Genomic DNA, 23,196 nt, shown 5'->3' on the forward strand with positions numbered 1-23,196 from the left:
GCATTGCGAGAGATGACATGACGATGCCCTTGGACGCGACCGTCCAACGCACCGAAGCCGTGCTCCGGGAGGTTTCCCGGGTCGTCGTCGGTAAACGCGAAGAGCTACAGCTCATCATGATCGCGATCCTGTCCGGCGGGCATGTGCTCATCGAGGATCTGCCGGGACTGGGTAAAACACTGATAGCACGGTCCTTCGCGGCCGCGCTCGGACTGGATTTCACCCGGGTGCAGTTCACTCCCGACCTGCTGCCGGCGGATCTGCTCGGCTCCACGATCTACGATATGTCCACCGGGCGTTTCACTTTCCGCCGCGGCCCGGTGTTCACCCATATGCTGCTGGCCGACGAGGTGAACCGGACCCCGCCCAAAACGCAGGCGGCGCTGCTCGAGGCGATGGCGGAAGGCCAGGTGAGCATCGACGGCGAGACCTTCCCGCTGCCGCAGCCGTTCGTCGTACTCGCCACCGACAACCCCATCGAATACGAAGGCACCTATCCGCTGCCGGAAGCGCAGCTGGACCGCTTCGCCATCCAGCTGCGGCTGGGCTACCTGTCCGAACTCGACGAGACCGAGATGATCCGGCGGCGGCTGGAACGGGGCTCGGTGCAGCCGCGGGTGAATCAGGTGATCGATGCCAAGGGCCTGCTGGAGATGCGGCACGCCGTGGAATTCGTCTCGGTGCACCCCGATGTGGTCGGTTATGTGGTCGCGCTGGCGAGCGCCACTCGCGCGCACGCCCAGGTGGAGGTGGGCGCGAGCCCGCGGTCGGAACTGGATCTGGTGCAGATGGCGCGGGCCCGGGCGTTGCTGAACGGCCGCGACTATGTAGTGCCCGAAGATGTGAAGGCCCTGGCGGTCCCCGCGATGGCGCACCGGATCACCCTCCGCCCCGAGATGTGGGTGCGCCGGATTCGCGGCGAGGATGTGATCGGCGAACTCCTGCGCCGCCTCCCGGTACCGCGCGCCGCCACCCAATGAGACACCGCGACGCCAGTGCCACGGTGGAGGCGCGATTGCGCTGGCGTCCCGCCCCACTGTCGTACCTGCTCGCCATCGCCTCGGCGGTCGCGCTGCTCGGCGCGGTGATCTCGGGCAGCTGGCAGCTGGTGGTGTTCGCGGCGCCCATGCTCGGTGTACTGGCCAGCGCGCCCTGGCAGGTGTCGCGCACCCGGATCCAGGTGGACGGCGCGGGCACTCAGCGCTGTTTCGAAAACGAGCAGGTGACCGTCGCGATCGCCGCGTTCGTGGATCAGGGCCACGCGCTGCTGCGCTGTAAACCGGTGGTGGCCGACGGAATGACGGTCACGGTCGAGGAAGCGGTGGATTCCGGTGCGTCGCCGGCGGGGCTGCGGTTGGCCGTTTCGGCGCCGCGGTGGGGGCGCTATCCGATTTCGGTGCGGGTCAAAGCACTGAGCCCGGCCGGTATGGCGCTGGCCACCGCGACCCTGCCGGCCGGGGAGATCTACGTCTACCCGATCACCGACCCGCAGCGGATGCGCCTGCCCCGCACCGAACTTCCGGAACGCCTCGGCGTGCATCTCACCCGCCGGCACGGTCCGGGTGTGGAGTACGCCGATATCCGCGCCTACGCCCCCGGCGACCAGCTGCGGATCGTGAACTGGCCGGTGAGCGCCCGCCGCGGCCGCCTGTACGTCACCGAACGCCTGACCAACCGGTCGGCGGATGTGGTGGTCCTGGTCGACACCTCGCAGCAGGCGCCCGGCCCGGCCAGCGACGCACTGGAACTCTCGGTGCGCGGTGCCGCGCAGGTGGTGCAGTCCACCCTGCAGGCCGGTGACCGGACGGCGGTGGTGTGCCTGGGACAGCAGCCGCGCTGGTTGCGCCCCGATATCGGCCGGCGCCAGTTCTACCGGATCGTCGACACCGTGCTCGACGTCGGCGACGAGTACATCCCCACCACCGGCACCCTCGCCCCGTATGCCGCCGTCCCGCTGGGCGCGATCATCGTCGCCTTCACCACCCTGCTCGACACCCAGTTCGCTCTCGCCCTGATCGATCTGCGCAAACGCGGGCATGTGGTGGTGGCCGTGGACGTGCTGCGCGGGAGCCCGTTCAGTCAGGATCTGGATCCCACCATGGAAAAGATGTGGCAGCTGGAACGGACGTCGATGTACCGGGATATGAGCACGGTCGGTGTCGATATCGTGCCCTGGGCCGCCGATACCCGGCTGGACCAGACGATGCGGCTGCTGCCGCAGCACCGCCGGATGATCCGGGTGCGGCGATGATCGCATTCCTCGCCCATCTCTCCGGGACACTGCTGGTGCTGCTGGTGGCGTTGATCCAGCCGTGGGCCGCCCCGGTCGCGATCGTGTTGGTGGTGGTCGGCTGGTGGTGGCGCTGGTCGGCGGTGGCCGCGGTACTGCTGGTGATCGGTGTGCTGGGCCTGTCGGATACCGAACTGGTCGCCTCGGCCGCGGCCGGGCTGGTCGCCACGACCTATCTGCTGAACATCGCGACCGTCACGGCTCCGCGCGGTGTGGTTCCGACGACCCTGCCCTCGGTGCTGGGCGCCATTCTGTGGACCCTCGCGGCCTGCGGCGCGGCCCTGCTGCCCTTCCAGTTGCCCTGGGCGCCGGTGGTGGCGCCGGTGCTGGTGATCCTGCTGTCCTCGATTCTCACCTACAGCATCACCGCGACCCGTCGCCGCCCGTCGCCCGCGAAGACACCGGGTGCGGGATCGACACTGCCGGAGGGCGGCTCCGCGGACTGAGCCGCCCGCCACCCGCCCGTGCGCGGTACGGGAGGCGATCGCGGGAAGGTCACGAAATGTGACGAGTTCCGGCGCGCCGGAGCGGATCCGACCGCAGCGGACCGGAAGATCGTCCCGAACCCGCAGGCCCACAGTCGGCCTCGGCCGGAGCGCATGAAATCCTCAGGGAGACTGAGTTTTCGCGGGCCTCATCGGACAACTCGTCCAAATATGCGGCTGCTAAACAAACTTCCGGAATTGGGCCATCCAACCCTGAACCGGCACCGAATAGTTGGTGATTGCTCCTCCCCGGCTTCATTGTTCAGCTGTTACGCGCGGCATGATCGGCGCTGTCACAGGCTGTTCCGCTTCGTGGAGGTACGCGATCACGTGGCCCGGGCATACGTCCGGGCGATTCATCGGAACCGATAGAAAGAGGCGAAAAATGTTCCTTACCGATCTGCTCGCGTCCGTCGGCGGTCTGCTCACCGGCCTGATCGGCATCCTGCTCTGAGCTCTTGTTCTCCACCCGAGGTAGCTCGTGACCCCCGCCGGGGGCAAGTGCTCTTTTCTCGGTAGTTCAACTATGGCCTTACCCGCCTCGCACGGCTTGCGCCTCGATGGCGAGGCGGGTAGGTGTCGTAGCTTCTTTTCCGAAATGGTCGGCGACCGATTCTCGCGTCGGCGAATTCCCTGTGGGTGAGGAGTAAACGCATGCTCATCAGCACCGTCGGGCAGATTGTCGGCGCGGCCCTGGATTTCGTGATCGGGCTCCTGATTCCGTAACGCCGACCGCAGGAGAACACGTCATCGGTCGCCGCCGGTATTTGCGTGCGGCGTTCTGTTCGGAGGTCCGGATGAAGTGTGCCCGCACGCTGGGAAATCGACTGTTGTGCGGGATCGTCGTGCTGTCGGCTCTGTCCGTATCGACGGTTGCCGCCACGCCGGCGATCGCGACCGCCCAGGAAGATCCTTCGTCCGGCCCGGCCTCCGGCGAATGCCACAGCCTGTTCGTGCTCGGCGTGGAGGGGACCGGCGAATCATCGGCCGCATCCGCTACCGGCACCGCGGTCACGGGGTTGCTGGCGACGGTTATGGACCCATTGACCAAGGCGATCGGCCAGCGGGTGGGGCGAGCCTATGTGCCCTACCCCGCGGCATTCGGCGGCGCCCTGCCGGGTGCGCTGGTGCCCTATTCCGCTTCGGCGGCAGAGGGATTGGGGCAGCTGCGAGATATGGCGACCGAGGTCCTCGACCGCTGCCCCCGCACCCAGCTCGGTCTGATCGGGTACTCACAGGGCGCGCACGTCGTCTCCATGTTCGCGCGTGAAGTGGGCACGGGCGGTTCGGCCGTTCCGGCGGATCGCGTCGCGGCGGTGGCCCTGCTCGCCGACCCCACCCGCGCGCCGGGCGCCCCGATCCTGCCGGGCCTACCGGGTCGCGACCGGCCCGACCCGGCGCCCGGGACCACGGGTGCGGAACTGGGAACCGTCCCCGGATTCTCCCAGCGCGCGATGCCCGGTGGCGGAATCGGTCCGCTGAGTGATATCGCCGCGGATTTCGGCGCCCTCACCGGCCGGGTGGCCTCACTGTGCCTGCCCGGTGACCTCGCCTGCGACGCCCCGCCGGACGTGCCGCTGCTGCATATGATCGTCAACATCCTGGGGCAGGCCGAACTCGTACCGTCGGATCCGCTCGCCGCGCTCACCTCGATTTCGGATGCCTTCTCGGCGACGCTCTCCCGCACCGCGACCAGCGTCGTCAATCACGACCTGAGCGGCTACTCCCTCGGAACGCTGTCGTTGACTCCGGAGAAACCGCTCAGCGTCCGGCTGGCCGAGGCCGCCGATCCCCGGTCCAGTGGTGAGCCGGAGGCCCGGCAGGCGCTGTTCAAATTGGGAACCAGTGCGCTCAATACGCTGCTCGCGATCGTCGGTGTCGCGCTGACTCCCGCCGAGGTCGCCGGAATCGCCACCGCCCCCGATCCGCTGACCGGCTTGCGGCGCACCGCCGACGCACTGGTCACCGCGGTCGGGCGCCCCGTGCCGCAGCGGACGGTGTTCAACCTCGTATCGAAGACCTTCGACTCCCTCGGGGCCCTGAGCGCGGACAATGCCGAACTCCTCGATCCCGCGCAGTGGCTGCGCTACGCCGATACCGTGCGTCGCCACGTCGACTACCCGAACGCCGTATTCACCTCCGACGGGCGCTCGGCGACCGGGCTGATCCTGGGCTGGTTCACGGCGGTGGCCACGGATCTGGCGATCCACCGGATACCCGCCCCCCGACCTGCCCCGCCGCTCGCCGCGCCGGCGCCCGGCGCCGGTCCGCCGGTCGCGCCGGCCCCGGTGCCGCCTCCGACGACCGGAACTCCCGGAGATCCGGCGCGGCAGGTTGCGGACGGTCCGCGTCCGGCGACAGGTGAAGTCCGCGAGACCACCTCGGCCCGGTCGTTGCCGAGGCCGGCCGGCTACCTGGTGCCGTTGCTCGTGCTGATCGTCGTCTCGGCCGGCGCGGCCTGCGCGATCCGCTGGGCCGATCGGATTCGCCGGGTCCGGGTCCCGGCGGTGGTGGCGAAGCCCGATCCTCGGGACGAGCCGTCCGCGAACGATCGGCGGCAGCGCCCCCGGACCACCGCGCCGGGCACCCATCGGAAACGGTGTGACAGCAACCCATTACGCCCGGATCGCGGGGCGGGCACCGGCCCATCGATGAGCAAGCCCGATTACCGGCGGTGATCAACCGCGCGGCATCGGGTGCGCAGCGATAGCCGGAACGCGATGAGCGCCACCGGCGTGACCGCTGCCCTCGCCCGTATCACCCGGTGTAGGTGAGTACCACGTCTCCGAGCACGGGTGCGTTCTCGCGTTCCACGGCTGTCGCGCTGATGGTCAGCCGGCCCGGTTCCCGCCAGATCTGCGACCGCAACGTCTCCCCGGGGTAGAGCACCCCGGCGAACCGCGCCTTGAACCCGGTCACCTTGCCGGCCAGGGAATCCAGCACCGTATCGGTGGCGGTTTTGCAGACGATCCCGTAGGTGCACAGTCCGTGCAGGATCGGCGCCGGGAAACCCGCGCCCTGCGCGAACTCCGGATCCGAATGCAGCGGGTTGCGATCGCCGCAGAGGCGGTAGAGCAGGGCCTGCTGCGGCAGGGTCGCGGTGGTGACATCGAAATCCGGATCTCGTTCGGGGAGATCGGCTTTGCTGCTCGGACCGCGCTCACCGCCGAACCCGCCCTCGCCGCGGGCGAAGATCGAGGACCTCTCGGTCCACAGCGGTTCGCCGTCGGAACCGGTGACGGTGAACTCCTGCACGATCACCGCATTGGAGCCCTTGTCCCACAGTTCGCTGATCCGGCCGGTGCGGGTCGCCTTACCGGCGGCGGGCAGGGGCCGGTGTACCTGCACCTCCTGGGAACCGTGCACCACCTTCGCCAGGTCGATATCGACACCGGGGAATTTCACCTTCGGCGGATCGGTATCGCGCAGGGTGTGCGCGACCGTGGCGAAGGTGGGCAGTACCTGCGGTTCCCGGTCGTCGAGGTAGCGCAGTTCGGCGGGGTCGGTCCAGCGGTGGCCCGCGCCGATACCCAGGTGGTAGAGCTGGACATCGGAGGCGGTCCAGGAGAATTCCTTGCTCGGGAGTTCCGCTCCCAGAGCGACGTTCGGATCGATCGGCATACGAGGTCTCCTCGGATCGGCTCAGGCCGCGGTCTTCTTGCGGTCGATGATGTCGTGGACCGCGAGGTAGCCGAAGGCGATCGCGGGTCCGATGGTGGCGCCGGGGCCCGCGTAGGTGTGGCCCATCACCGGGGTCGACACGTTTCCGGACGCGTACAGGCCCTCGATCGGGGTGCCGTCCTCGCGCAGTACCCGCGCGGCGGTATCGGCGACCAGGCCGCCCTTGGTACCGAGGTCGCCGGGCACCATCTTGGCCGCGTAGAACGGGCCTTGGACCAGCGACGCGAGGCACGGGTTCGGTTTGACGGTCGGGTCGCCGTAGTACCGGTCGTACTGGCTGTCGCCGCGGCCGTAGTCCGCGTCCTTGCCGGTTTCGGCGAACCCGTTGAAGCGCTCGACGGTGGCGGCGAGCTTATCGGCGGGGACACCGATCTTCTCGGCCAGTTCGTCCAGGGTCGCGGCCTTGACGATGAGGTCGTTCTCCATCCAGCGCGACGGGAACTTCAGGCCCGGCTGGAGGCTGGCGAACATGTACCGGTTGCGGTAGCGCTGATCGAAGACGAGCCAGGTGGGGATGTTCTCGCCCGGGCCCTCGCCCTGTCCGTACTCGCCGCCGTACATGGTGTGCACGGCCTCGACGTACGGGGCGGATTCGTTGCCGAACCGCTCGCCCCGGGTGTTGATCATGATCGAGCCGGGCAGGTTGCGCTCGGACAGCGCGAACCAGGGCTTACCGCCCTTGAAGATGGTCGGACCCCACCAGGCGTCTTCCATGAAGCCGATAGCGGCGCCCGCGTCCATACCCGCGACGATGCCATCACCGGTGTTGGTGGCGGCGCCGGTGGTCCACTCAGTGGTGATCGGCTCGCGCTGGTATTTGGCCCGCATCTCGGCGTTGTGCTCGAACCCGCCGCTGCCCAGGATCACGCCGTGGCGGGCGGTGAAGGTGACGGTTTCACCCTTGTGGGTGGCCTCGACGCCGGTGATCTTGCCGTCCTGGACGACGAGTTTCGTCATCGGGGTGTCGAGCAGCAGCGGGACGTTCGCGTCCATGAGGCCCTTGCGCATCCCGGCGATCACCGCCTGGCCCATCACCATCAGGTGCTTGTTGGTGAACTTGGCCCAGTAGGTGCGCACCCCGACCCGCAGCGCCCGCAGCACCCCCTTCGGGTGCCGGCGGATCAGGTTCAGCCGGACGAAATCGGCCTGGGTGACCGCTACGTTCAGCGGGGCCTTGGAGTAGGGCGGATGGATGTTGAACCGCTCCTCGCCGAGGATTTTGGCGTTGAACGGTTTCGGTTCGCAGGACCGTCCGCCCGCGCGCCCGCCGGGGGCCTCCGGGTAGTAGTCGGAGTAGCCCTTGACCCATTCCATCTTCAGCGGCGAGTGCGCGAGGACGAAGTCCATCGCTTCCGCGCCCCGGTCGATGTAGGTATCGATCCGTTCGGCGGGGACCACATCGCCGATGATGCTGTGCAGGTACCGGCGCGCTTCCTCGCGGTCGTCGGGACCGCCCGAATCGCGCAGGGCCTTGTTGCCGGGGATCCACACCCCGCCGCCCGAGCGTGCGGTCGATCCACCGTAGTACGGCGCCTTCTCCAGGAGCACCACACTCAGCCCGTTGTGCGCGGCGGTGAGGGCGGCGGTCATCCCGGCGGCGCCGCTGCCGACCACCACCACATCGTATTCCCGATCGTTCATGTAGAACACGTTATAGAATGACTGCGCTGTTGGTCTATGTTGTGTGGCAGAAGACTTGTTCCGCCGCGTAAACAGCGGGGAAACTCGTTTCAGTTTCTGGTGGAGTTGATAGATGACGAACGAATGGGACCTGACCGCGGACGTAGTGGTCGTGGGATACGGCGCGGCCGGTGCGGCCACCGCCCTGCAGGCCACCGAGGACGGAGCCCAGGTCCTGGTATTGGACCGTTTCACCGGCGGGGGCGCGACCGCCCTGTCCGGCGGCATCATCTACGCCGGTGGCGGCACCTGGGTGCAGCGGGCGGGTGGAGTCGAGGACACTCCGGAACTGATGCTCGCCTATCTCGAACGCGAGGTCGGTGACGCGGTCTCCCCGGCCACCCTGCGCCGTTTCGTCGACGACAGCCCCGCCATGATCGACTGGCTGACCGGGCACGGAGTGCCGTTCGAGGCGTCACTGTGCCCGTACAAGACCTCCTATCCGAACAACGACTACTACCTCTACTACTCCGGTAGCGAGATCTCCGGCGCGTTCGCCGATATCACCCCTGCGCAGCGCGGTCACCGGGTGAAGGGGTGGGGTACCTCCGGTAAGAAGATGTTCGCGCCGATGGCCCGTTCGGCGGAGCGCAAGGGGGTGCGGGTCGAAACGCTCACCACCGCCACCGCCCTGATCACCGACGACACCGGCGCGGTCGTGGGCGTCGAATGCCGGACCCTGCGTAACGCACCCGCGCGTGTCAAGACCCGTTACGTGCGGATGGCCGCGATCGCCGCCAAACCCGGTATCTACTACCCCCCGCTGCGCCGCGCGCTGGAGAAACAACTGGCCCGGCTGGACCGCCGGTACGCGACCACCATCCGGGTCCTCGCCCGGCGCGGGGTCGTGCTGACGGCGGGCGGATTCATCGCCAACCGCGAGATGCTGCACGCCCACGCGCCCGCCTACAAGAACGGGCTGGCCCTGGGCAGCTCCGGTGACGACGGCAGCGGGATCGAACTGGGCCGCAGCATCGGCGCGGCGACCGACCGGATGAGCAATGTCTCGGCCTGGCGGTTCCTGCTGCCGCCGAGTTCGTTCGCCGGGGCGATGCTGGTCGACGGGAAGGGGCAGCGCGTCATCGATGAGACCCGCTACGGCGCGGCGGTCGGCGACGCCCTGATCAACCGGCACGACGGTATCGGCTGGCTGCTCGCCGACGAGGCGCTCATGCGCACCGCGATCTCCCAGATCGGGCCGCAGGCGGCCTGGTTCCAGCGGATGCAGTTCGAGGTGATGCGGCGCAAGGCCAAGCGCGGGAAAACCCTCGATCAGGTGGCCGCAGCGGCGGGGGTCGATCCGGTGGGACTGCGGGAGACCGTGGCGGCGCACAACGCCGCCTACGCGACCGGCGCGCCCGATCCGGTGGGTAAACCCGCCGAGTACGTCCGCCCGGTCGGCGCGGGTCCGTACTGGATGCTCGACGTCTCCATCAAACCGAGCCTCACCAATCCGTGCCCGATGTTCACCGTCGGTGGTCTCGCGGTCGACGAGCAGACCGGCGCGGTCCGCGATACCGGCGGCGGGGTGATCCCGGGGCTGTACGCGGCGGGCCGGACGGCCGCGGGGATCTGCGTGAACTCCTACGTCAGCGGCCTGTCTCTGTCGGACTGCGTGTTCTCCGGCCGTCGGGCCGGCCGGAGCGCGGCGGGTGAGACGGTGGTCGCGGAGGGCGCTCCGGGAGCGCGGAGGTCGCAGAACGCCGAGTGATTCGCGGAAGGGCTGCCCGCCGAGATTCGGCCGAAGGCGTTGGCAGTCGACGGGCTCCTGCCGTTCGGCTCGGACTCACCAGAGCAGATCCGCCAAGCCCGTGCGCTGCTGACCAGGACCGATGAGTCGGTGTCCTCGATCGCGCGGCTGCGGGGCTCTCGCGGACGACTCTCTACAAGTACCAGCCCGAACTCACCGGGGAGCGGAATTCGATGCCGTGACTGTCCCGGATAGGGGCTGGTTCACTCGTCGCCGGCTTCCCTTGGGTTGAACGTGCGACGTTTGTGCTCGGGGTAGCCGGGGGCGTCGGGGTCGTATTCGGTGCCGACCAAGTCGTCGGAGAACCTGCCGCCGTAGGGGACGAACGCATCGGGGTCGGGGTTTGCGTCTCGTTCAGCTTGCCAGGTGTCGAACTTGCGGTTTATCTCGGCCAACTCTTCGTCGGTGTACAAGCGCATCCCTCGGGACTTTGCCTCCTCGGAGGTGTAGAACGTTTTTCCTGCGATGTGTTCGGGCATGGTGTGCTCTTTCTTTCGGTGGTTCACCGTGGGAGTTCGGCCAGCCTGATCACGGTGCGGCCGCCCACGTCCTGACGGGAAACCACCTGGAACGGTGTGCCTGACTGGAACAACACTTCCAGCTCCTCGGGGTTCTTCGAGTAGTTGGTGACGTCTTTGCCGGTCAGAGACTGTATTTGGAACTCCACGTTGCTGGTGTTGTGATGCGGAGAACCTGCGGCCGAACGTGAGGTCGAGGTGAATCCATCCTCCACGATCGGTTTACCTGGCACGTAGCGGGCCAGCACGTCGTCGGGGAGGTCGGCGTGCCGGATGACCGGGCCCTCGTGGTTCGGCAGTTTCCCCAGCGCTTGGTTGAGGTCGTCAATCCTGGTCCGCACGTAGTCGTCCATCGGGACATCCGGGTTACGCAGCGCACCGTTGAGGAACTGATTGTCGATGCCGGTGTAGGCGTTGATTGCTTGTTTGTCCTTGTCGGTCAGCGCCGCCGGCGGGCGCGGTGGGCGGGGCCCCTGTTTGGACGGCGCTTTCTGCGGTTTCAGCGAGGCCAGCTGTTTCAATGTCGGCTGGTGGTTGGTGGCCTGGTGGGTGGTTTTGACCCCTTTGACCAGCTTCATGGATTTGAACGCGGTGATCAGGTTGCGGATCGGGCCCGCGAACTTACGCACCGCGTTGGTCGCGCGAGCGGCAGCCACCGCCGCCCCGAATCCTGCGGTGACCACCGACAGGCCGACGCCGATCAGGACCTCGGTGCCGATATCCTTGGCCAGTTCGACGAGCTGGTCTTTCAGCTTGTTCCGCATATCTTCCAGGCCGGCGCGGTGGTCCTCGGCGGCGGCTGCGATCTCGCCCATCATGCCGGCGATATCGGTCGCTGCGGCCGCCATGGCGCGTAGGTCCTCGTCGATGAAGATCGCTTCGGAGGTGGTCACGGTGGTGAACATGTCGGCGAGCTGGTTCAGCTCGGCGGCGAGCCCCGCGACGGCGGTATCGGCGGCCATCTCCGACCAGATCCGGTGCGCATTGCCGAGTTTGCCGGTGTCACCGTCGGGGATGATGATGTCGATTTCGTCGAGCAGGTCGATCGCGGCCGATAGCCCTTCGGTGATCAGCCCTTGCCCGGGTCCGCCAGCCGAAGGCAGGGGAGGCCGTTTCGACAGCGCGATTTCCTCGGGGTCGGGCGGTCGAACCGGCTCCGGCCAGGGAATGGTCATCGAGGCGTGATCGGCCACGGCGTGGTTGTAGCCCATTTCGGTGACCAGGACCGCATACCCGCGGGCGGCTTCGGCCAGCAGCTCGGCGGTGTCGATCGCCTCGGCGGCGCGGGTGTCGTAGTCGATGGCCCAGGTCTTGGCGTCGTCGTAGCTGCCGGTCATCTCGGCGCAGTCGGCCAGCGCCTGCCAGCGGGTATCGACCGCTTTACCGAAGGCCACCGCGGCGCGGCCGAGTCTGGAGGCGACCTCGTAGTAGGTGTATGTGTCGACGTCGATAACGTCGCTCACTGCCCGCCCTCCGGCGCGGGCCCGCGACCCAGCATGTAGACGTTCGTCGCCACAGCGTTGGTGTAGTTGGTGTGCGCGGTTTTCGCGGCCTCCTGCATTCGCAGCAGGCCGTCTTTCATATCCTGCACACCGGCGACCCATTCGGTATGGGAGGTGTCGTAGGCGGTGGCGGCATCACCGGACCAGCCCGCGCGCAGCGTCGCCGCGCGACCGTCGATCTGCTGCAGGGAATCCTCCACGAACCCGATCAGATTGCCCAACCGGGTCGCGGCCGCCTCCAACTCGGTCAGGTCGACCGCGTATCCTTCGTTGCTCAACGTCGATTCCCTCAGAGCCGTAGTGAACTGGGCGCGGTGGCAGCCGCGGCGGCTGCGACCGTGCCGGACAGATCGGAGTCGGTGCCCTCGAACTCCAGCCCGTTCACCCCGAGCAGCTCGGCCATGTCGCCGAGGGCCTCCAGCACTTCCAGGGCACCGGCGCGTGCTTCGTCCCAGCCGCCGGCGTAGGCGGTCGCGGCGGCAGAACGCCACGTACCCCGCAGGTGTTCCATATTCGCGTCCACGTCTTTCACCGCGTTGATCAGCGTGGTCGCCATCGATGAGAAGAACCGGGCGGCATCGGCCATCGCGCCCGGGTCCACCGAGATCGGTTCCCCTGTCGTACTCACTGTTCGCCTCCACGCTCGTCACGGTCCATACGGTTACCGATCCTCACAAATAATCCGACGCACCGCCTATCTGGCCGGTTCCACCTCGAGCCGGACTCAACCGTCAGGTGACGTGGCCTGCTGTGTTGTCGCGACGAGAGCGAGAGCCGGCACGAACGGAGGAGTCGAGGCACGGCGCCGGGCCGTGCACGACCGGGTGGAGTCGGCGCCGCCGCGGCGGTTACCGCCCCTGGCGCGGCACCGCAATCAGTTGCCCGGTCGGCGACCCAGGTAGCGCAGGAGATGGTCCGTGCTGGAACCGTCGCCCTCGACGACCGGGCCGTAGGCGCCCCAATCGCGCAGCGGTTCGATCCGGCCCTGGGCGGCGGCGAGAATCGGTGCGGACAGTTCCTCGGTCAGCGGCGAGTCCTGGCCGGTGGCGATCGCGATATCCCAGGCGTGCACGGCCGCGTCCAGGGCGCACAGGACCGCGGCGACCGGGGTGGGCAGTGGGCCGAAGGGCAGTGGGGTGGGGACGTTCTCGGTGTCGTCGGTGACGGTTGCCCAGGCAGTCGCGGTTTCCTCCAGGGCCGACGTGACCAGAGCGACGGGATCGTCGGCGATCGTTCCGGAGGGGGAGAAGGGATCGTAGTCCGGTCCGGTGCCCACCCCGAGTGCCGCGGCGAAGGCCCGCTGGTCGCCGGCGGCGTGCTCGGCCACCTGCGCGACATTCCATTCCGCGCACGGGGTCGCGAGCTGCCACTGATCCGGCTCGATCCGTGCGACGACCGAGCGCAGCGCCTCGTGCGAAGCGGTGAGGACATCACGCCAGACCGGCGCGAGCAGGGTGCTGCTCTCGGGAGTGGTGGTGGTTTCCATCGTCTTACCTCTCGGTCGTTTGCGGCGTTGAACTCAGACTATGGCCCTATTAGGCTCATTTCTTTCCTGATAAGAAACCCGCTGCGAACGAGGATTATGTGACCTCCACCACAACCCGGGTGCTCCGGCTGCTGTCACTGCTCCAGGACCGCGGATACACCGGCCCCGAACTGGCGCAACGGCTCGGTGTCACCGATCGCACCCTGCGCCAGGACATCGCCCGATTGCGAGAACTCGGCTATCCGGTGCACGGCACCCGCGGCCCGGTCGGCGGCTACCGGCTCGGGCAGGGCGCCACCATGCCGCCACTACTGCTCGACGACGACGAGGCGATCGCGGTCGCGGTGGCGATGGGACTGGCCGAGGACGGGTCCACCGGAATCTCCGATATCGACCGCAGCGTCAAGCGGGCACTGACCAAACTGGAGCGGATCCTGCCGAAACGATTGCAGCGCACCGTGAACGCGCTGCGGGAGGCCACCGCGGTGGGCCCGGCCACGACCGGGTCCCGGGAACCCGACGCGCCGGTGCCCGCGGAAACGCTGGCCACGATCGCGGCGGCGATCCGGGCCGCGCGGGTTCTCGAACTGGATGGGAACCAGGTGGAGCCCTATCGGCTGGTGAGCTGGCAGCGGCGCTGGTACCTGGTCGGTTACGACCTCGACGGGCACAGTTGGCGCGCGGTGCCGGTGGCGCGGGTGGGCCGGGTGGTGGCGGGTACCCGCCGTTTCGCGGCCCGGACTCCGCCGGATAGTGATCTGGTCGCGTTCGTACTCCGCGAAGTTGCTTCCGCGGGTTGGCAGGTGCACGCCCGTGTCACGGTGCTCGCGCCCGCGGAAACCGTTATCGCCCGGATCAATCCCGCGGTCGGGGTGGTGGAACCGGTCGACGAGTACTCGTGTCTGCTGCTCACCGGCGCGGACGCGATGGAGACGATCGCCATCTATCTGAGCATGCTGATGATGGATTTCCGGATCGACGGTCCACCCGAACTGGTCGGCCACATTCGCACCTTGGGGCGGCGCTACCGCGACGCGGTCGCCCACCTCTGACCGGCGTCGGACCAGGCCCGGCATATCCGCCGCGGGAGGGCCGGTAGCGCTGGTACGGCGATGGTGTTCTACCGCTCACCCGCCCATTTCGGCGAGAGTCGGGTAGTCGGTGTAGCCCTCTGCGCCACCCACGTACATCAGGTGCGCGTCCCGGATCGCGTTCAGCGGTGCGCCGATACGCAGACGTTCGACCAGATCGGGGTTGGCCAGGAAGGAGCGACCCAGTGCGATGTGGTCGGCGCCGGCGGCGAGCAGGCGCTCGGCCTCGGCTGTGAGCGCGCGCGGGTCGCGGGTATCGCCCGCTTTCGCCGGGTTGGCGACGAGACTGCCGGGCCAGATCTCCCGGAGCTGCCGCAGCAGCGGATCTTCCGAATCGGCCCGGACGATATGCAGATAGGCGAGGTCGAGACCGGCGAGCGCCGTGACGAGTGCCGGATAGAGGGCGCCGGTATCACCTTCGACTATGCCGTTGACGGGGTTGGCCGGAGAGATCCGCAGACCCACCCGCTCCGGGCCGACGGCCGCCGCCACCGCCCGCACCACCTCGACCGTGAAACGGATCCTGTTCTCGACCGGTCCGCCGTAGGCGTCGGTCCGCCGGTTGGTGTTCTCGGCCAGGAACTGGTGCAGCAGGTAGCCGTTGGCGCTGTGTACTTCCACCCCCTCGAACCCGGCCTCGACGGCGTTGCGGGCGGCGGCGGCGAAATCGGCTACGGTCGAGCCGATCTCGCCGGCCGAGAGTTCGCGCGGTGTCACGGCCGGTTGATGGCCCGACAGGGTGTGCACGGTCTCGGGCAGCGGAATCGGTGAGGGAGCCACCGGTACCAGACCGCTGTTGTCGGGATGACCGACCCGGCCGCCGTGCTGGAGTTGCAGGAACATCCGGCCGCCGGCGGCATGGACCGCGTCGGTGACACGGCGCCAGCCCGCGATGTGCTCGGCCCGGTGGATACCGGGGATACCGGCGTAGGTCTGCCCCACCTGATTGGGGGTGGCGGCCTCGGCAACGATCAGACCGGCGCCGGCCCGCTGGGCGTAATAGGTCGCCATCAATTCGGAGGGAGTCCCGTCGGCCTCGGCGCGGTTACGGGTCAGCGGCGCCATGACCAGGCGATGCGGGAGTTCGAGCCCGGCCAGGCGGGTGGGGGCGAATAGATCGTGGACTGTTGCGGTTGTCATGCCTGAAAGGTAAGACCTGACATTGATGTGAAGTTCAAGTCCTGGAGCGGAATCGCGAGGTGAGAATGCGAATCGGGGAGCTGGCGCAGCGGACCGGGGTCAGTGAACGATCACTGCGCTACTACGAGGAACAACGACTGCTCGCGGCCGGCCGCACGCCCGGCGGCCATCGCGACTATCCGGAGCAGGCGGTGGATCGGGTCATCCATATCCAGGAGCTGTTCGCGGCCGGGCTGTGCAGCAAGAAGATCGTGCAGATCCTGCCGTGCCTGCGCGATACCGACGGCGGCGCGAACGAATCGGCGACACCCGGACTGGTGAGCGAGCTGGAAGTCGAGCGGGATCGGATCGACCGGATGATCGCCGATCTGCGACGCTCCCGCGAGGTCCTCGACGAGGTGATCGAACGGGCGGGCGCGAGTTTCATCGCCGCGCCGGTATGAGACCCCCTGCCTCGCAGACGCCGTCGGCCGGGAGGCCATCGATATCCGCGCCGGGAGAGGTCCGGCGCGGATCGTGCGGCACCCGGCGGGGACCGGTCAGCAGGCCGCCCAGGGTGAGTTGCCCGGCGGCGGCTTCCGGATCCAGTCCGGGCGCCCCGAAGACCTCCGCGACCAGTGCCGGGGTAACCGATCCGGCCTCCGCGGCGTACACCAGCATCGCCGCTGTCGCGCGCCGCCGCTCATCGTCCAGCAGACCCGTTACCGTATCCACGGTTTCGCCGGTGCTCCACACGCGCGGGATCGCCGGCGCGCGGTGCGCGAGCGCCAGGGGTTCCGACAGATGCCAGCGTCCGGACTGCCACCAGTAACCGAAGGGGATCGCCGGTGCGCCGGGGGTATCGCCGGCCGTGACCTCACCCCACCACGCCGCCGTTCCGCCCGGGAGAACGCGCAGCACGGACCCGCCGCCGCTGCCGTTGTCGAACCAGGCGAGCCGGGGCAGCACCCGGGGTCCCCACTGGTCTCCGGCCGCGGCCGAGGCGGCCGCCGTGGCCGTCCAGCGCGCCCACAATCGCGGATACGGCGGTAAGGCGTCGGGGTCGAGATGAGTGCGGCTGTTCATGGGGTGAGCCTTCGGTTGTGACGGTTCGCGACTCGCCGCATCGGTGTGGTGGTCGGCGAATCGGATAGCTGCGGCTCCGCGGCATCGGGGTCGCCCTGCGGACCGGCCGGTCGGCTCGGGTCGAGCGGATGACATGACCGTAAGTCCCGGGAGGGGCACTATTGAAGTGTCGGATACGACATATTCAGTACCATTCCCGACATGGATGTTGCTGTTCTCGTGACGGACGGTGTCGCGGACCTGGGGCTGGCCGCGGTATTGGAAACCTTCACGCTGGCAAACGCCCTCCGCGATACGCTCGAGACGCCGCCGCCCGCCTGGGAGGTGCGGACCGTCTCACCGGGTACGAGCGTCCGGTCGGGAAACGGCTACACCATCCCCACCGTCCCTCTCGCCGATCTCCCCGATACCGGCGCGTTTCCCGCAGAACTGATCGTGCCGGCGCTGCATGTGCTCGACGCGTCCGAACTCGTCGCGCGGATCTCGGCGGACGAGAACAAACCGATACTGGACCGGATCAGCAGCGATCACTCCCGCAGCGTGCATGTCGCGGGCGCCTGCGCGGGCACCTTCTTCCTCGCCGAAGCCGGTGTGCTCGACGGCCTCTCGGCGACCACGAGCTGGTGGCTGGGGCCGGCTTTCCGGAAACGCTATCCGGCGGTCGCCCTGGACGAAGGGCTCACCCTGTGCCGAACCCCGACGGTCACCACGGCCGGCGCGTATCTGTCGCATGTGGATCTCGCCGTCTCGCTGGTCTACAAGGTGAGTCCCGCGCTGGCCGAGAAGGCCGCACGCTATCTGGTGCTGGGCCGGGGTCGCGCCCAGGCCGGGCATATCGTCCCCGAGGTGATGGCACTGGGGAATCCGCTCATCGCCGATTTCGAACGCTGGGTCCGGGGCCATCTCGGCGAACAATTCCGTATCGCGGGCGCGGCGCACGAACTCGGCGTCACCGAGCGCAGTCTGCAGCGGGCCACCCAATCCGAACTGGGTATGTCACCACGCGACCTGGTCCACGACATCCGGCTCGAGCATGCCGCGCTACTGCTGCGCACCACCACGCTTCCGCTGGAGGCCGTCGCGGCGCGGGTCGGTTATCTCAACGCCGGCACGCTCCGCAATCTGGTGCGCCGGCGCCGGAGTATGAGTATCGCGGAATTCCGCGCGACCCCCTTCGTCTGGTGAGCTGACCTCAGGCGGTGCGGACGCGGTCGGCGCCGATCCGGTCGATACGCGCCCGCCCCCATGCGCCGAGCGGCCCCAGGGCGGTGTTGAGAGAGCAGCCCAGATCGGTCAAACGATACTCGACCCGCGGCGGTACCTCCGGGTGCGCCTCTCGTTCGACGAGACCATCCTCCTCGAGCTCCCGCAGCTGCTGGATCAGCATCTTCTCCGAAACCCCGGGCAGGCCGCGGCGGAGCTCGCCGAAGCGGCGCACGCCGTGGTTCTGCAGCTCCCAGAGGATCAGACCCTTCCATTTGCCGCTGACGACGTCCATGGCGGCATCGATTCCGCAGAAATACGGCCCGAATCTTTTTTCGCCCATCCCGCACGCTCCAGCTGCTCACATACCTCTTGGTCAGTACCCCACCGAATAGTAGGTACTTGTCCCGACAGCCCCTGTTGACGAATGTGGATTGCGGCGCGCCACCGTCCACCGGAATCGCCGCTTCGCCCTGGAAGGGGTCGCTTTCAGCGATCGGAGCGGCGGTTTCCTCTCGGCAAGGAGTAATCGGAAATGACCGCGAACGAACAACAGACGAATGTGGCGGTGCTGGGTCTCGGCCCGATGGGGCGAGCCATCGCAGCCACGCTGGTGAAGGCAGGGCTACCCACCACGGTGTGGAACCGGACCCCCGGAAAAGACACCGAACTCATCGGCCTCGGCGCTGTCGGCGCCATCGATTCCGCCGCGGCGATCGAGGCCGCCGACTTGGTGGTCGCCGTGCTCAGCGACCACGCCTCTGTGCACACTGTCCTCGATCCCGTGGCCGACCGGCTGCGCGGTAAAGCCTTGATCAACCTGACAAGCACCGCCCCGGAGGACTCCCGCGAGCTCGCCGCATGGGCCGCCGCCCACGAAATCGATTTCCTCGACGGCGGGATCATGGCGGTGCCGCCCATGATCGGCACACCCGGCGCCTCGATCCTGTACAGCGGGTCTGCGGCCATCTTCGACCGATACCACGGCGACCTGGAGAAGCTCGGCTCGGCAGAGTATTTCGGTGCCGACGCCGGAACCGCCGCACTCTACGACTTCGCCCTGCTGGCCGGTATGTACGCCATGTTCACCGGTTTCTTCCACGGTGCCGCCATGGTGCGCTCGGCCGGTATCAGCGCGTCTGATTTCGCGACCCGGGCCTCGGCGTACGTCGCCGCCATGGCGGAACTGCTCCCGGCCTACGCCGAGGTGATCGACAGCGGCGACTACACCGACGACGTCCAGCCCGCGAGCTTCCACAAACCGGCCTTCGACGCGATCGTCCGCGCCAGCCGCGACGCCGGAGTCGCCCTCGATATCGTCGGCCCGGTCAAGAACCTCATCGACCGGCAGATCGCCGACGGCCGGGCGGGGGAGGGATTGGAGCGGATCACCGAGGAACTGGCCGGGCACCGCGAGTAACGCGCACCACCGCCGCCTGGGGGGCGACCGGCCCCGTGAGATCCGGTAATCCCCCCTGGGCGATCCAGTCGATAACGAATTACCGGCGTGCGTCGATGATGGGGGTCGAAAACTGATTGCTCATCGTTTCCCCTGTTGCTGGCACGGAGGCGAAACTACCTGCTGGGTAGCTGGTTTGGTAACCCGATCGATGATCGGTGCAGCGCGTTGGTGCTACAGCCAGGTGTCCAGGGTTGTGGTGGTGAGGAAGTGGTCGAGGTCGGCGCGCCAGGGGGCCGGGGTGGTCTTCTCCGGTTCGATGGCGGTGTACTGACCCCGGTAGAAGAGCAGCGGGCGGCCGTTGGTGGCGGCGGGGGTTTCCGTCATCGCCAGGACCCGGCCGATGACGATGAAATGGTCGCCGCCGTCCACCACGCTGTCCACCCGGCATTCGATGGTGGCCAGCGAGTTGTCCAGCCGGGGCAGGCCGATCTCGGAGGTGTGCCAGTCGGTACCGGCGAATTTGTCCGGTTCGCGGGAACCGAACTTCGCGCACACCGGCTGCTGTTCCTCGGCGAGGACGTTCACACAGAACCGGCCGTTGGCCTCGATGGCGGCCCAGGAGCGCGACCCCTTGGTGGGGCAGAACAGCACCAGCGGCGGGTCGAGGGAGAGGGCGGCGAAGGACTGGCAGGCGAAACCGACCGGGGTTTCGTCGTCGGCGAAGGTGGTGATGACCGTGATACCGGTGCAGAACTGCCCGAGGATATTGCGGAACTGCCGGGGATCGATGGTGGTCTGGTCCGCGGCCGCTTCGCCCGCGCTGTCGGCCGGATCCGCTGGTGCCGTCACGTTCATACCGTCCTCGCCTCGTTCCTGGAGCTGCCGGCGGACGGACCGCCGGATTCAGCCGGGCCCGGTGCGAGTATCGCACCGGGCCCGGCCGGAGATCACTTGAAACCCACCGAGAAGTCGTGACCCCACAGGCTCACCGCGGTGGATTCCCGGGCGATCCAGCTGTGGTCGTCGACTTCCAGTCCCTCGCAGCCGAATTCGATATCGAATCCACCGGGGGTCTTCATATAGAACGACAGCATCTTGTCGTTGATATGCCGGCCCAGGGTGGCCGACATCTTCACCTTCTTGCGCATGGCCCGATCCAGGCACAGACCGACATCGTCGGAGTTCTCCACCTCGACCATGAGGTGGACGATGCCGGTCGGGTTGGGCAGCGGCAGGAAAGCCAGCGCGTGGTGGCGGGGGTTGCAGCCGTAGAACCGCAGCCAGGCCGGATCTCCGTCCTCCGGTCGGCCCACCAGCTGCGGCGGCAACCGCATCGAGTCCCGCAGCCGGAATCCCAGTACGTCCTGGTAGAACGCCTGCGCGGCGGCGTCGTCGGAACAGGTCAGCACCACATGACCCAGACCCTGCTCGGCGGTGACGAACTTGTGGCCGTACGGGCTGACGAACCGGCGTCCGAGGTACTGCGCTCCGTAGAACGCCTCGAGCGTGTTGTCGGAGGGGTCCTGGAACCGGATCATCCCCTCGACACGACGTTCGGCGAGCTCCGCCTTCGTGCCCTCTTCGAAGGCGACGCCGTTCTTCTCCAGCGTCTCGCGGAGGCGTTGCAGTGCCGGACCGTCGGTGACCTCCCAGCCCGAGACCAGCAGCCGGTCCTGCTCGCCGGGCACGATCACCAAGCGCGCGGCGAAATCGTCCATCCGCAGGTAGAGCGCGTCGGGATTGTTCCCGTCGCCCTCCATCATGCCGAGCACCTTCAAGCCGTACTCGCGCCAGGCCGCCATATCGGTGGCCTCGATGCGCATGTACCCGAGTGCCTTGATACTCATCGTCATTTCTCCTTGACGCCGAGCAGGAAATCAGTGGCGAGCCGGTTGAACTCGGCGAACTTCTCCAGCTGCGCCCAGTGTCCACAGCCGCCGAAGACATGCAACTGGGCGCGGGGGATGTTCTTGAGCGCCACCAGCGCGCCGTCGAGCGGATTGACCCGATCCTCGCGGCCCCAGATCAGCAGGACCGGCTGGCGCAGCCTGTAGGCGTCGCGCCAGAGCATGCCCTTCTCGAAATCGGCGCTCGCGAAGGATTTCCCCATCGCGCGGGTGGCCGCGAGCGCCTCGGGGGTGCTCGCGGAAGCGAACCGCTCCTCGATCAGTTCTTCGGTGATCAGGGACTGGTCGAACACCATGATCCGCAGGAACGCCTCGAGGTTCTCGCGGGTGGGTTCGTAGTTGAACTTGCCCAGGAGTTTGACGCCCTCGGTGGGATCGGGGGCGAAGAGATTGGTGCTCAGCCCGCCCGGGCCCATCAGGATCAGCTTCCCGGCGCGGTCGGGATAGTCGAGCGCGAACCGCACCGCAGCGCCGCCGCCCAGGGAGTTGCCCAGCAGGTGGACCCGGCCGGCGAGCTCCAGGGTGTCCAGCAGGTCCTTCAGTGCCGAGGAACTGTGCACGAAATACTGCGGGTGCTCGGTCGGCTTGTCGGACTGCCCGTACCCGGGCTGGTCGACCGCGATCACATGGAAGTCGCGCGCCAGTACCGGGATATTGCGGGAGAAGTTCGACCACGACGACGCGCCCGGGCCGCCGCCGTGCAGCAGCACGATGGTGGGGCCGTTGCCGACTCCGGCCTCGTGGTAGTGCAGTTTCAGATCCGGCCGCACCTGCGCGAACTTCGAGGTGGACTCGTAGGTGAGTTCGGCGGTGGAGGTCATCACACCATCCCGTCCGAGACCGGCAGGCCGAACTCGTGGGTGCCGTACATGACGTAGGCCCGCTCGGGATCGTTGGAGGCGTGTACCCGCCCGGCGTGCGCGTCACGCCAGAACCGCTGCAGCGGGGTGCCGTTGACCAGGGCCGTGGCGCCCGAGCTCTCGAAGAGCTTATCGATCGAGGCGATGGCCCGGCCGGTCGCGCGGACCTGGTCGCGGCGGGCGCGGACGCGCAGATCGAAGGGGATCTCCTTACCCTCGAGCAGGAGCGCGTACTCGTCGGCCACATTGCCCGACAGCTGCCGCCAGGCGGCGTCGATATCGCTGGAGGCCTCTGCGATCCGGACCTTGGTGAACGGATCCTCCTTGGCCTTCTCCCCGGCGTAGGCCGCGCGTAGGCGCTTGCCCTGGTGCTCTACATGCGCCTCGTAGGCGCCGTAGGCCATACCGACGATCGGGGCGGAGATGGTGGTGGGGTGGATGGTTCCCCACGGCATCTTGTAGACCGGGTCGGTATTGCGTTCGAGCCCGGGGGAGGCCAGATCGTTCATGGTCTTGTAGCTGAGGAAGCGGTGCGTGGGCACGAACACGTCCTCGACCACGAGGGTGTTGGAGCCGGTACCCCGCAGGCCGACGACGTTCCACACATCGTCGATCTTGTATTCGGAGCGCGGGATCAGGAAGCTGCCGAAGTCCACCGGCTTGCCGTTCTTGATCACCGGACCACCGACGAAGGTCCAGTCGGCGTGCCCGGAGCCCGAGGACCACGCCCACGATCCGCTGACCCGGTAGCCGCCGTCGACGACGGTTCCCGCGCCCATCGGCGCGTAGGACGAGGAGATCCGCACATCGGTGTCCTCGCCCCACACCTCTTCCTGGGCCTGCTGGCCGAACAGCGCCAGATGCCAGTTGTGCACGCCGATGATGCCGGCGACCCAGCCCGTGGAACCGCAGGCGCTGGCGATTTTGCGAACGGTGTCGTAGAAGATCACCGGGTCGGCGGCATGGCCGCCCCACTGGGTGGGTTGCAGCAACCGGAAGAACCCGGCTTCCTGCAGGTCCTTGATGCTCTCCTCGGGAATCTGCCGAAGATCTTCGGCTTCCTGTGCGCGGGCGCGCAGCGTGGGCAACAGCGCTTCGACCCGTTCGGTCACTTCTCGCGTCATCTCCGGCCCTGC

The 23,196-nt window shown here is 67.9% G+C and carries 23 protein-coding genes; 9 read left to right on the forward strand and 14 right to left on the reverse strand.

Annotated features, from left to right (window positions below):
- The first annotated feature begins 17 nt into the window (after window positions 1-17).
- The 4 genes from AB0F41_RS22130 (at window position 18) to AB0F41_RS22145 (ending at window position 5,453) form a co-directional block, all read left to right on the forward strand.
- On the forward strand, window positions 18-980 hold the full coding sequence (locus tag AB0F41_RS22130) for a MoxR family ATPase (protein ID WP_357426664.1): 963 nt from the start codon (window positions 18-20) through the stop codon (window positions 978-980).
- On the forward strand, window positions 977-2,251 hold the full coding sequence (locus tag AB0F41_RS22135; RefSeq protein WP_357426666.1) for a DUF58 domain-containing protein: 1,275 nt from the start codon (window positions 977-979) through the stop codon (window positions 2,249-2,251). Before AB0F41_RS22130 ends, AB0F41_RS22135 begins: the two co-directional genes overlap by 4 nt.
- Window positions 2,248-2,736 carry a hypothetical protein gene (locus AB0F41_RS22140; RefSeq protein ID WP_357426668.1) on the forward strand — a complete coding sequence of 163 codons (489 nt, stop codon included), beginning with the start codon at window positions 2,248-2,250 and terminating at the stop codon, window positions 2,734-2,736. The genes AB0F41_RS22135 and AB0F41_RS22140 overlap by 4 nt, the downstream gene beginning before the upstream one ends.
- Window positions 2,737-3,572: 836 nt before the next feature.
- Window positions 3,573-5,453, forward strand: coding sequence for a cutinase family protein (locus AB0F41_RS22145; protein ID WP_357426670.1), 1,881 nt, complete (start codon window positions 3,573-3,575; stop codon window positions 5,451-5,453).
- A 79-nt stretch (window positions 5,454-5,532) separates the two neighbouring features.
- Here the strand turns inward: AB0F41_RS22145 and AB0F41_RS22150 are convergent, their stop codons facing one another.
- Window positions 5,533-6,396 (reverse strand): MaoC/PaaZ C-terminal domain-containing protein, encoded by an 864-nt coding sequence (locus AB0F41_RS22150; RefSeq protein WP_357426672.1) that lies wholly within the window; start codon window positions 6,394-6,396, stop codon window positions 5,533-5,535.
- Between the two features lie 21 nt (window positions 6,397-6,417).
- The gene (kstD, locus tag AB0F41_RS22155; RefSeq protein WP_357426674.1) at window positions 6,418-8,106 is read right to left on the reverse strand and encodes a 3-oxosteroid 1-dehydrogenase; all 1,689 of its coding nucleotides are present in this window, start codon (window positions 8,104-8,106) and stop codon (window positions 6,418-6,420) included.
- 103 nt (window positions 8,107-8,209) lie between these two features.
- Here kstD and AB0F41_RS22160 point away from each other — a divergent pair, with 103 nt between their 5' ends.
- A complete protein-coding gene (locus AB0F41_RS22160; RefSeq protein ID WP_357426676.1) occupies window positions 8,210-9,847 on the forward strand; it encodes an FAD-binding protein in 1,638 nt (545 codons plus the stop codon).
- A gap of 242 nt (window positions 9,848-10,089) precedes the next feature.
- Here AB0F41_RS22160 and AB0F41_RS22165 read toward each other — a convergent pair whose 3' ends face one another.
- The 5 genes from AB0F41_RS22165 to AB0F41_RS22185 form a co-directional block, all read right to left on the reverse strand.
- Complete coding sequence (locus AB0F41_RS22165; protein WP_357426678.1) at window positions 10,090-10,365, reverse strand: hypothetical protein; 276 nt, start codon at window positions 10,363-10,365, stop codon at window positions 10,090-10,092.
- A gap of 23 nt (window positions 10,366-10,388) precedes the next feature.
- Window positions 10,389-11,867 carry an ADP-ribosyltransferase domain-containing protein gene (locus AB0F41_RS22170; protein WP_357426680.1) on the reverse strand — a complete coding sequence of 493 codons (1,479 nt, stop codon included), beginning with the start codon at window positions 11,865-11,867 and terminating at the stop codon, window positions 10,389-10,391.
- Window positions 11,864-12,184: a WXG100 family type VII secretion target gene (locus AB0F41_RS22175; RefSeq protein WP_357426682.1), complete on the reverse strand. Its 321-nt coding sequence runs from the start codon at window positions 12,182-12,184 to the stop codon at window positions 11,864-11,866. The genes AB0F41_RS22170 and AB0F41_RS22175 overlap by 4 nt, the downstream gene beginning before the upstream one ends.
- Before the next feature lie 11 nt (window positions 12,185-12,195).
- Window positions 12,196-12,534: a WXG100 family type VII secretion target gene (locus tag AB0F41_RS22180; protein WP_357426684.1), complete on the reverse strand. Its 339-nt coding sequence runs from the start codon at window positions 12,532-12,534 to the stop codon at window positions 12,196-12,198.
- Window positions 12,535-12,780: 246 nt separating this feature from the next.
- The gene (locus AB0F41_RS22185) at window positions 12,781-13,392 is read right to left on the reverse strand and encodes a TIGR03086 family metal-binding protein (protein WP_357426686.1); all 612 of its coding nucleotides are present in this window, start codon (window positions 13,390-13,392) and stop codon (window positions 12,781-12,783) included.
- 98 nt (window positions 13,393-13,490) lie between these two features.
- On the opposite strand from AB0F41_RS22185, the gene AB0F41_RS22190 reads away from it, so the two are divergent.
- The gene (locus tag AB0F41_RS22190; protein ID WP_357426687.1) at window positions 13,491-14,444 is read left to right on the forward strand and encodes a WYL domain-containing protein; all 954 of its coding nucleotides are present in this window, start codon (window positions 13,491-13,493) and stop codon (window positions 14,442-14,444) included.
- 75 nt (window positions 14,445-14,519) lie between these two features.
- Here the strand turns inward: AB0F41_RS22190 and AB0F41_RS22195 are convergent, their stop codons facing one another.
- Window positions 14,520-15,623: an alkene reductase gene (locus AB0F41_RS22195; protein ID WP_357426689.1), complete on the reverse strand. Its 1,104-nt coding sequence runs from the start codon at window positions 15,621-15,623 to the stop codon at window positions 14,520-14,522.
- A 65-nt stretch (window positions 15,624-15,688) separates the two neighbouring features.
- Here AB0F41_RS22195 and AB0F41_RS22200 point away from each other — a divergent pair, with 65 nt between their 5' ends.
- Complete coding sequence (locus tag AB0F41_RS22200) at window positions 15,689-16,066, forward strand: MerR family transcriptional regulator (RefSeq protein ID WP_357426691.1); 378 nt, start codon at window positions 15,689-15,691, stop codon at window positions 16,064-16,066.
- Here AB0F41_RS22200 and AB0F41_RS22205 read toward each other — a convergent pair.
- On the reverse strand, window positions 16,047-16,688 hold the full coding sequence (locus AB0F41_RS22205) for a hypothetical protein (RefSeq protein WP_357426693.1): 642 nt from the start codon (window positions 16,686-16,688) through the stop codon (window positions 16,047-16,049). The genes AB0F41_RS22200 and AB0F41_RS22205 overlap by 20 nt on opposite strands.
- Window positions 16,689-16,889: 201 nt before the next feature.
- Here AB0F41_RS22205 and AB0F41_RS22210 point away from each other — a divergent pair, with 201 nt between their 5' ends.
- A complete protein-coding gene (locus tag AB0F41_RS22210) occupies window positions 16,890-17,873 on the forward strand; it encodes a helix-turn-helix domain-containing protein (RefSeq protein WP_357426695.1) in 984 nt (327 codons plus the stop codon).
- 7 nt (window positions 17,874-17,880) lie between these two features.
- Here AB0F41_RS22210 and AB0F41_RS22215 read toward each other — a convergent pair whose 3' ends face one another.
- On the reverse strand, window positions 17,881-18,234 hold the full coding sequence (locus AB0F41_RS22215; RefSeq protein WP_357426697.1) for a helix-turn-helix domain-containing protein: 354 nt from the start codon (window positions 18,232-18,234) through the stop codon (window positions 17,881-17,883).
- A gap of 192 nt (window positions 18,235-18,426) precedes the next feature.
- Here AB0F41_RS22215 and AB0F41_RS22220 point away from each other — a divergent pair, with 192 nt between their 5' ends.
- Window positions 18,427-19,311 (forward strand): NAD(P)-binding domain-containing protein, encoded by an 885-nt coding sequence (locus AB0F41_RS22220; protein WP_357426699.1) that lies wholly within the window; start codon window positions 18,427-18,429, stop codon window positions 19,309-19,311.
- 213 nt (window positions 19,312-19,524) lie between these two features.
- Here the strand turns inward: AB0F41_RS22220 and hsaB are convergent, their stop codons facing one another.
- The 4 genes from hsaB to hsaA form a co-directional block, all read right to left on the reverse strand.
- The gene (hsaB, locus tag AB0F41_RS22225) at window positions 19,525-20,142 is read right to left on the reverse strand and encodes a 3-hydroxy-9,10-secoandrosta-1,3,5(10)-triene-9,17-dione monooxygenase reductase subunit (RefSeq protein WP_357426701.1); all 618 of its coding nucleotides are present in this window, start codon (window positions 20,140-20,142) and stop codon (window positions 19,525-19,527) included.
- 98 nt (window positions 20,143-20,240) lie between these two features.
- A complete protein-coding gene (gene hsaC / locus AB0F41_RS22230) occupies window positions 20,241-21,140 on the reverse strand; it encodes an iron-dependent extradiol dioxygenase HsaC (RefSeq protein WP_357426703.1) in 900 nt (299 codons plus the stop codon).
- Between the two features lie 2 nt (window positions 21,141-21,142).
- Entirely contained in the window at window positions 21,143-22,021 is an 879-nt protein-coding gene (hsaD, locus tag AB0F41_RS22235) for a 4,5:9,10-diseco-3-hydroxy-5,9,17-trioxoandrosta-1(10),2-diene-4-oate hydrolase (protein WP_357426705.1), read from the reverse strand.
- Window positions 22,021-23,184 (reverse strand): 3-hydroxy-9,10-secoandrosta-1,3,5(10)-triene-9,17-dione monooxygenase oxygenase subunit, encoded by a 1,164-nt coding sequence (gene hsaA, locus AB0F41_RS22240; RefSeq protein ID WP_357426707.1) that lies wholly within the window; start codon window positions 23,182-23,184, stop codon window positions 22,021-22,023. The genes hsaD and hsaA overlap by 1 nt, the downstream gene beginning before the upstream one ends.
- Window positions 23,185-23,196: the final 12 nt, after the last annotated feature.

It is taken from the genome of Nocardia sp. NPDC024068, from assembly GCF_040638875.1.
Taxonomy (GTDB): Bacteria; Actinomycetota; Actinomycetes; order Mycobacteriales; family Mycobacteriaceae; genus Nocardia.

Coding starts and splice junctions, on each gene's coding strand:
- AB0F41_RS22130 (WP_357426664.1), top strand. CDS start 18: ATGACGATGCCCTTGGACGCGACCGTCCAACGCACCGAAGCCGTGCTC.
- AB0F41_RS22135 (WP_357426666.1), top strand. CDS start 977: ATGAGACACCGCGACGCCAGTGCCACGGTGGAGGCGCGATTGCGCTGG.
- AB0F41_RS22140 (WP_357426668.1), top strand. CDS start 2,248: ATGATCGCATTCCTCGCCCATCTCTCCGGGACACTGCTGGTGCTGCTG.
- AB0F41_RS22145 (WP_357426670.1), top strand. CDS start 3,573: ATGAAGTGTGCCCGCACGCTGGGAAATCGACTGTTGTGCGGGATCGTC.
- AB0F41_RS22150 (WP_357426672.1), bottom strand. CDS start 6,396: ATGCCGATCGATCCGAACGTCGCTCTGGGAGCGGAACTCCCGAGCAAG.
- AB0F41_RS22160 (WP_357426676.1), top strand. CDS start 8,210: ATGACGAACGAATGGGACCTGACCGCGGACGTAGTGGTCGTGGGATAC.
- AB0F41_RS22165 (WP_357426678.1), bottom strand. CDS start 10,365: ATGCCCGAACACATCGCAGGAAAAACGTTCTACACCTCCGAGGAGGCA.
- AB0F41_RS22185 (WP_357426686.1), bottom strand. CDS start 13,392: ATGGAAACCACCACCACTCCCGAGAGCAGCACCCTGCTCGCGCCGGTC.
- AB0F41_RS22195 (WP_357426689.1), bottom strand. CDS start 15,623: ATGACAACCGCAACAGTCCACGATCTATTCGCCCCCACCCGCCTGGCC.
- AB0F41_RS22200 (WP_357426691.1), top strand. CDS start 15,689: ATGCGAATCGGGGAGCTGGCGCAGCGGACCGGGGTCAGTGAACGATCA.
- AB0F41_RS22205 (WP_357426693.1), bottom strand. CDS start 16,688: ATGAACAGCCGCACTCATCTCGACCCCGACGCCTTACCGCCGTATCCG.
- AB0F41_RS22210 (WP_357426695.1), top strand. CDS start 16,890: ATGGATGTTGCTGTTCTCGTGACGGACGGTGTCGCGGACCTGGGGCTG.
- AB0F41_RS22215 (WP_357426697.1), bottom strand. CDS start 18,234: ATGGGCGAAAAAAGATTCGGGCCGTATTTCTGCGGAATCGATGCCGCC.
- AB0F41_RS22220 (WP_357426699.1), top strand. CDS start 18,427: ATGACCGCGAACGAACAACAGACGAATGTGGCGGTGCTGGGTCTCGGC.
- hsaC (WP_357426703.1), bottom strand. CDS start 21,140: ATGAGTATCAAGGCACTCGGGTACATGCGCATCGAGGCCACCGATATG.
- hsaD (WP_357426705.1), bottom strand. CDS start 22,021: ATGACCTCCACCGCCGAACTCACCTACGAGTCCACCTCGAAGTTCGCG.
- hsaA (WP_357426707.1), bottom strand. CDS start 23,184: ATGACGCGAGAAGTGACCGAACGGGTCGAAGCGCTGTTGCCCACGCTG.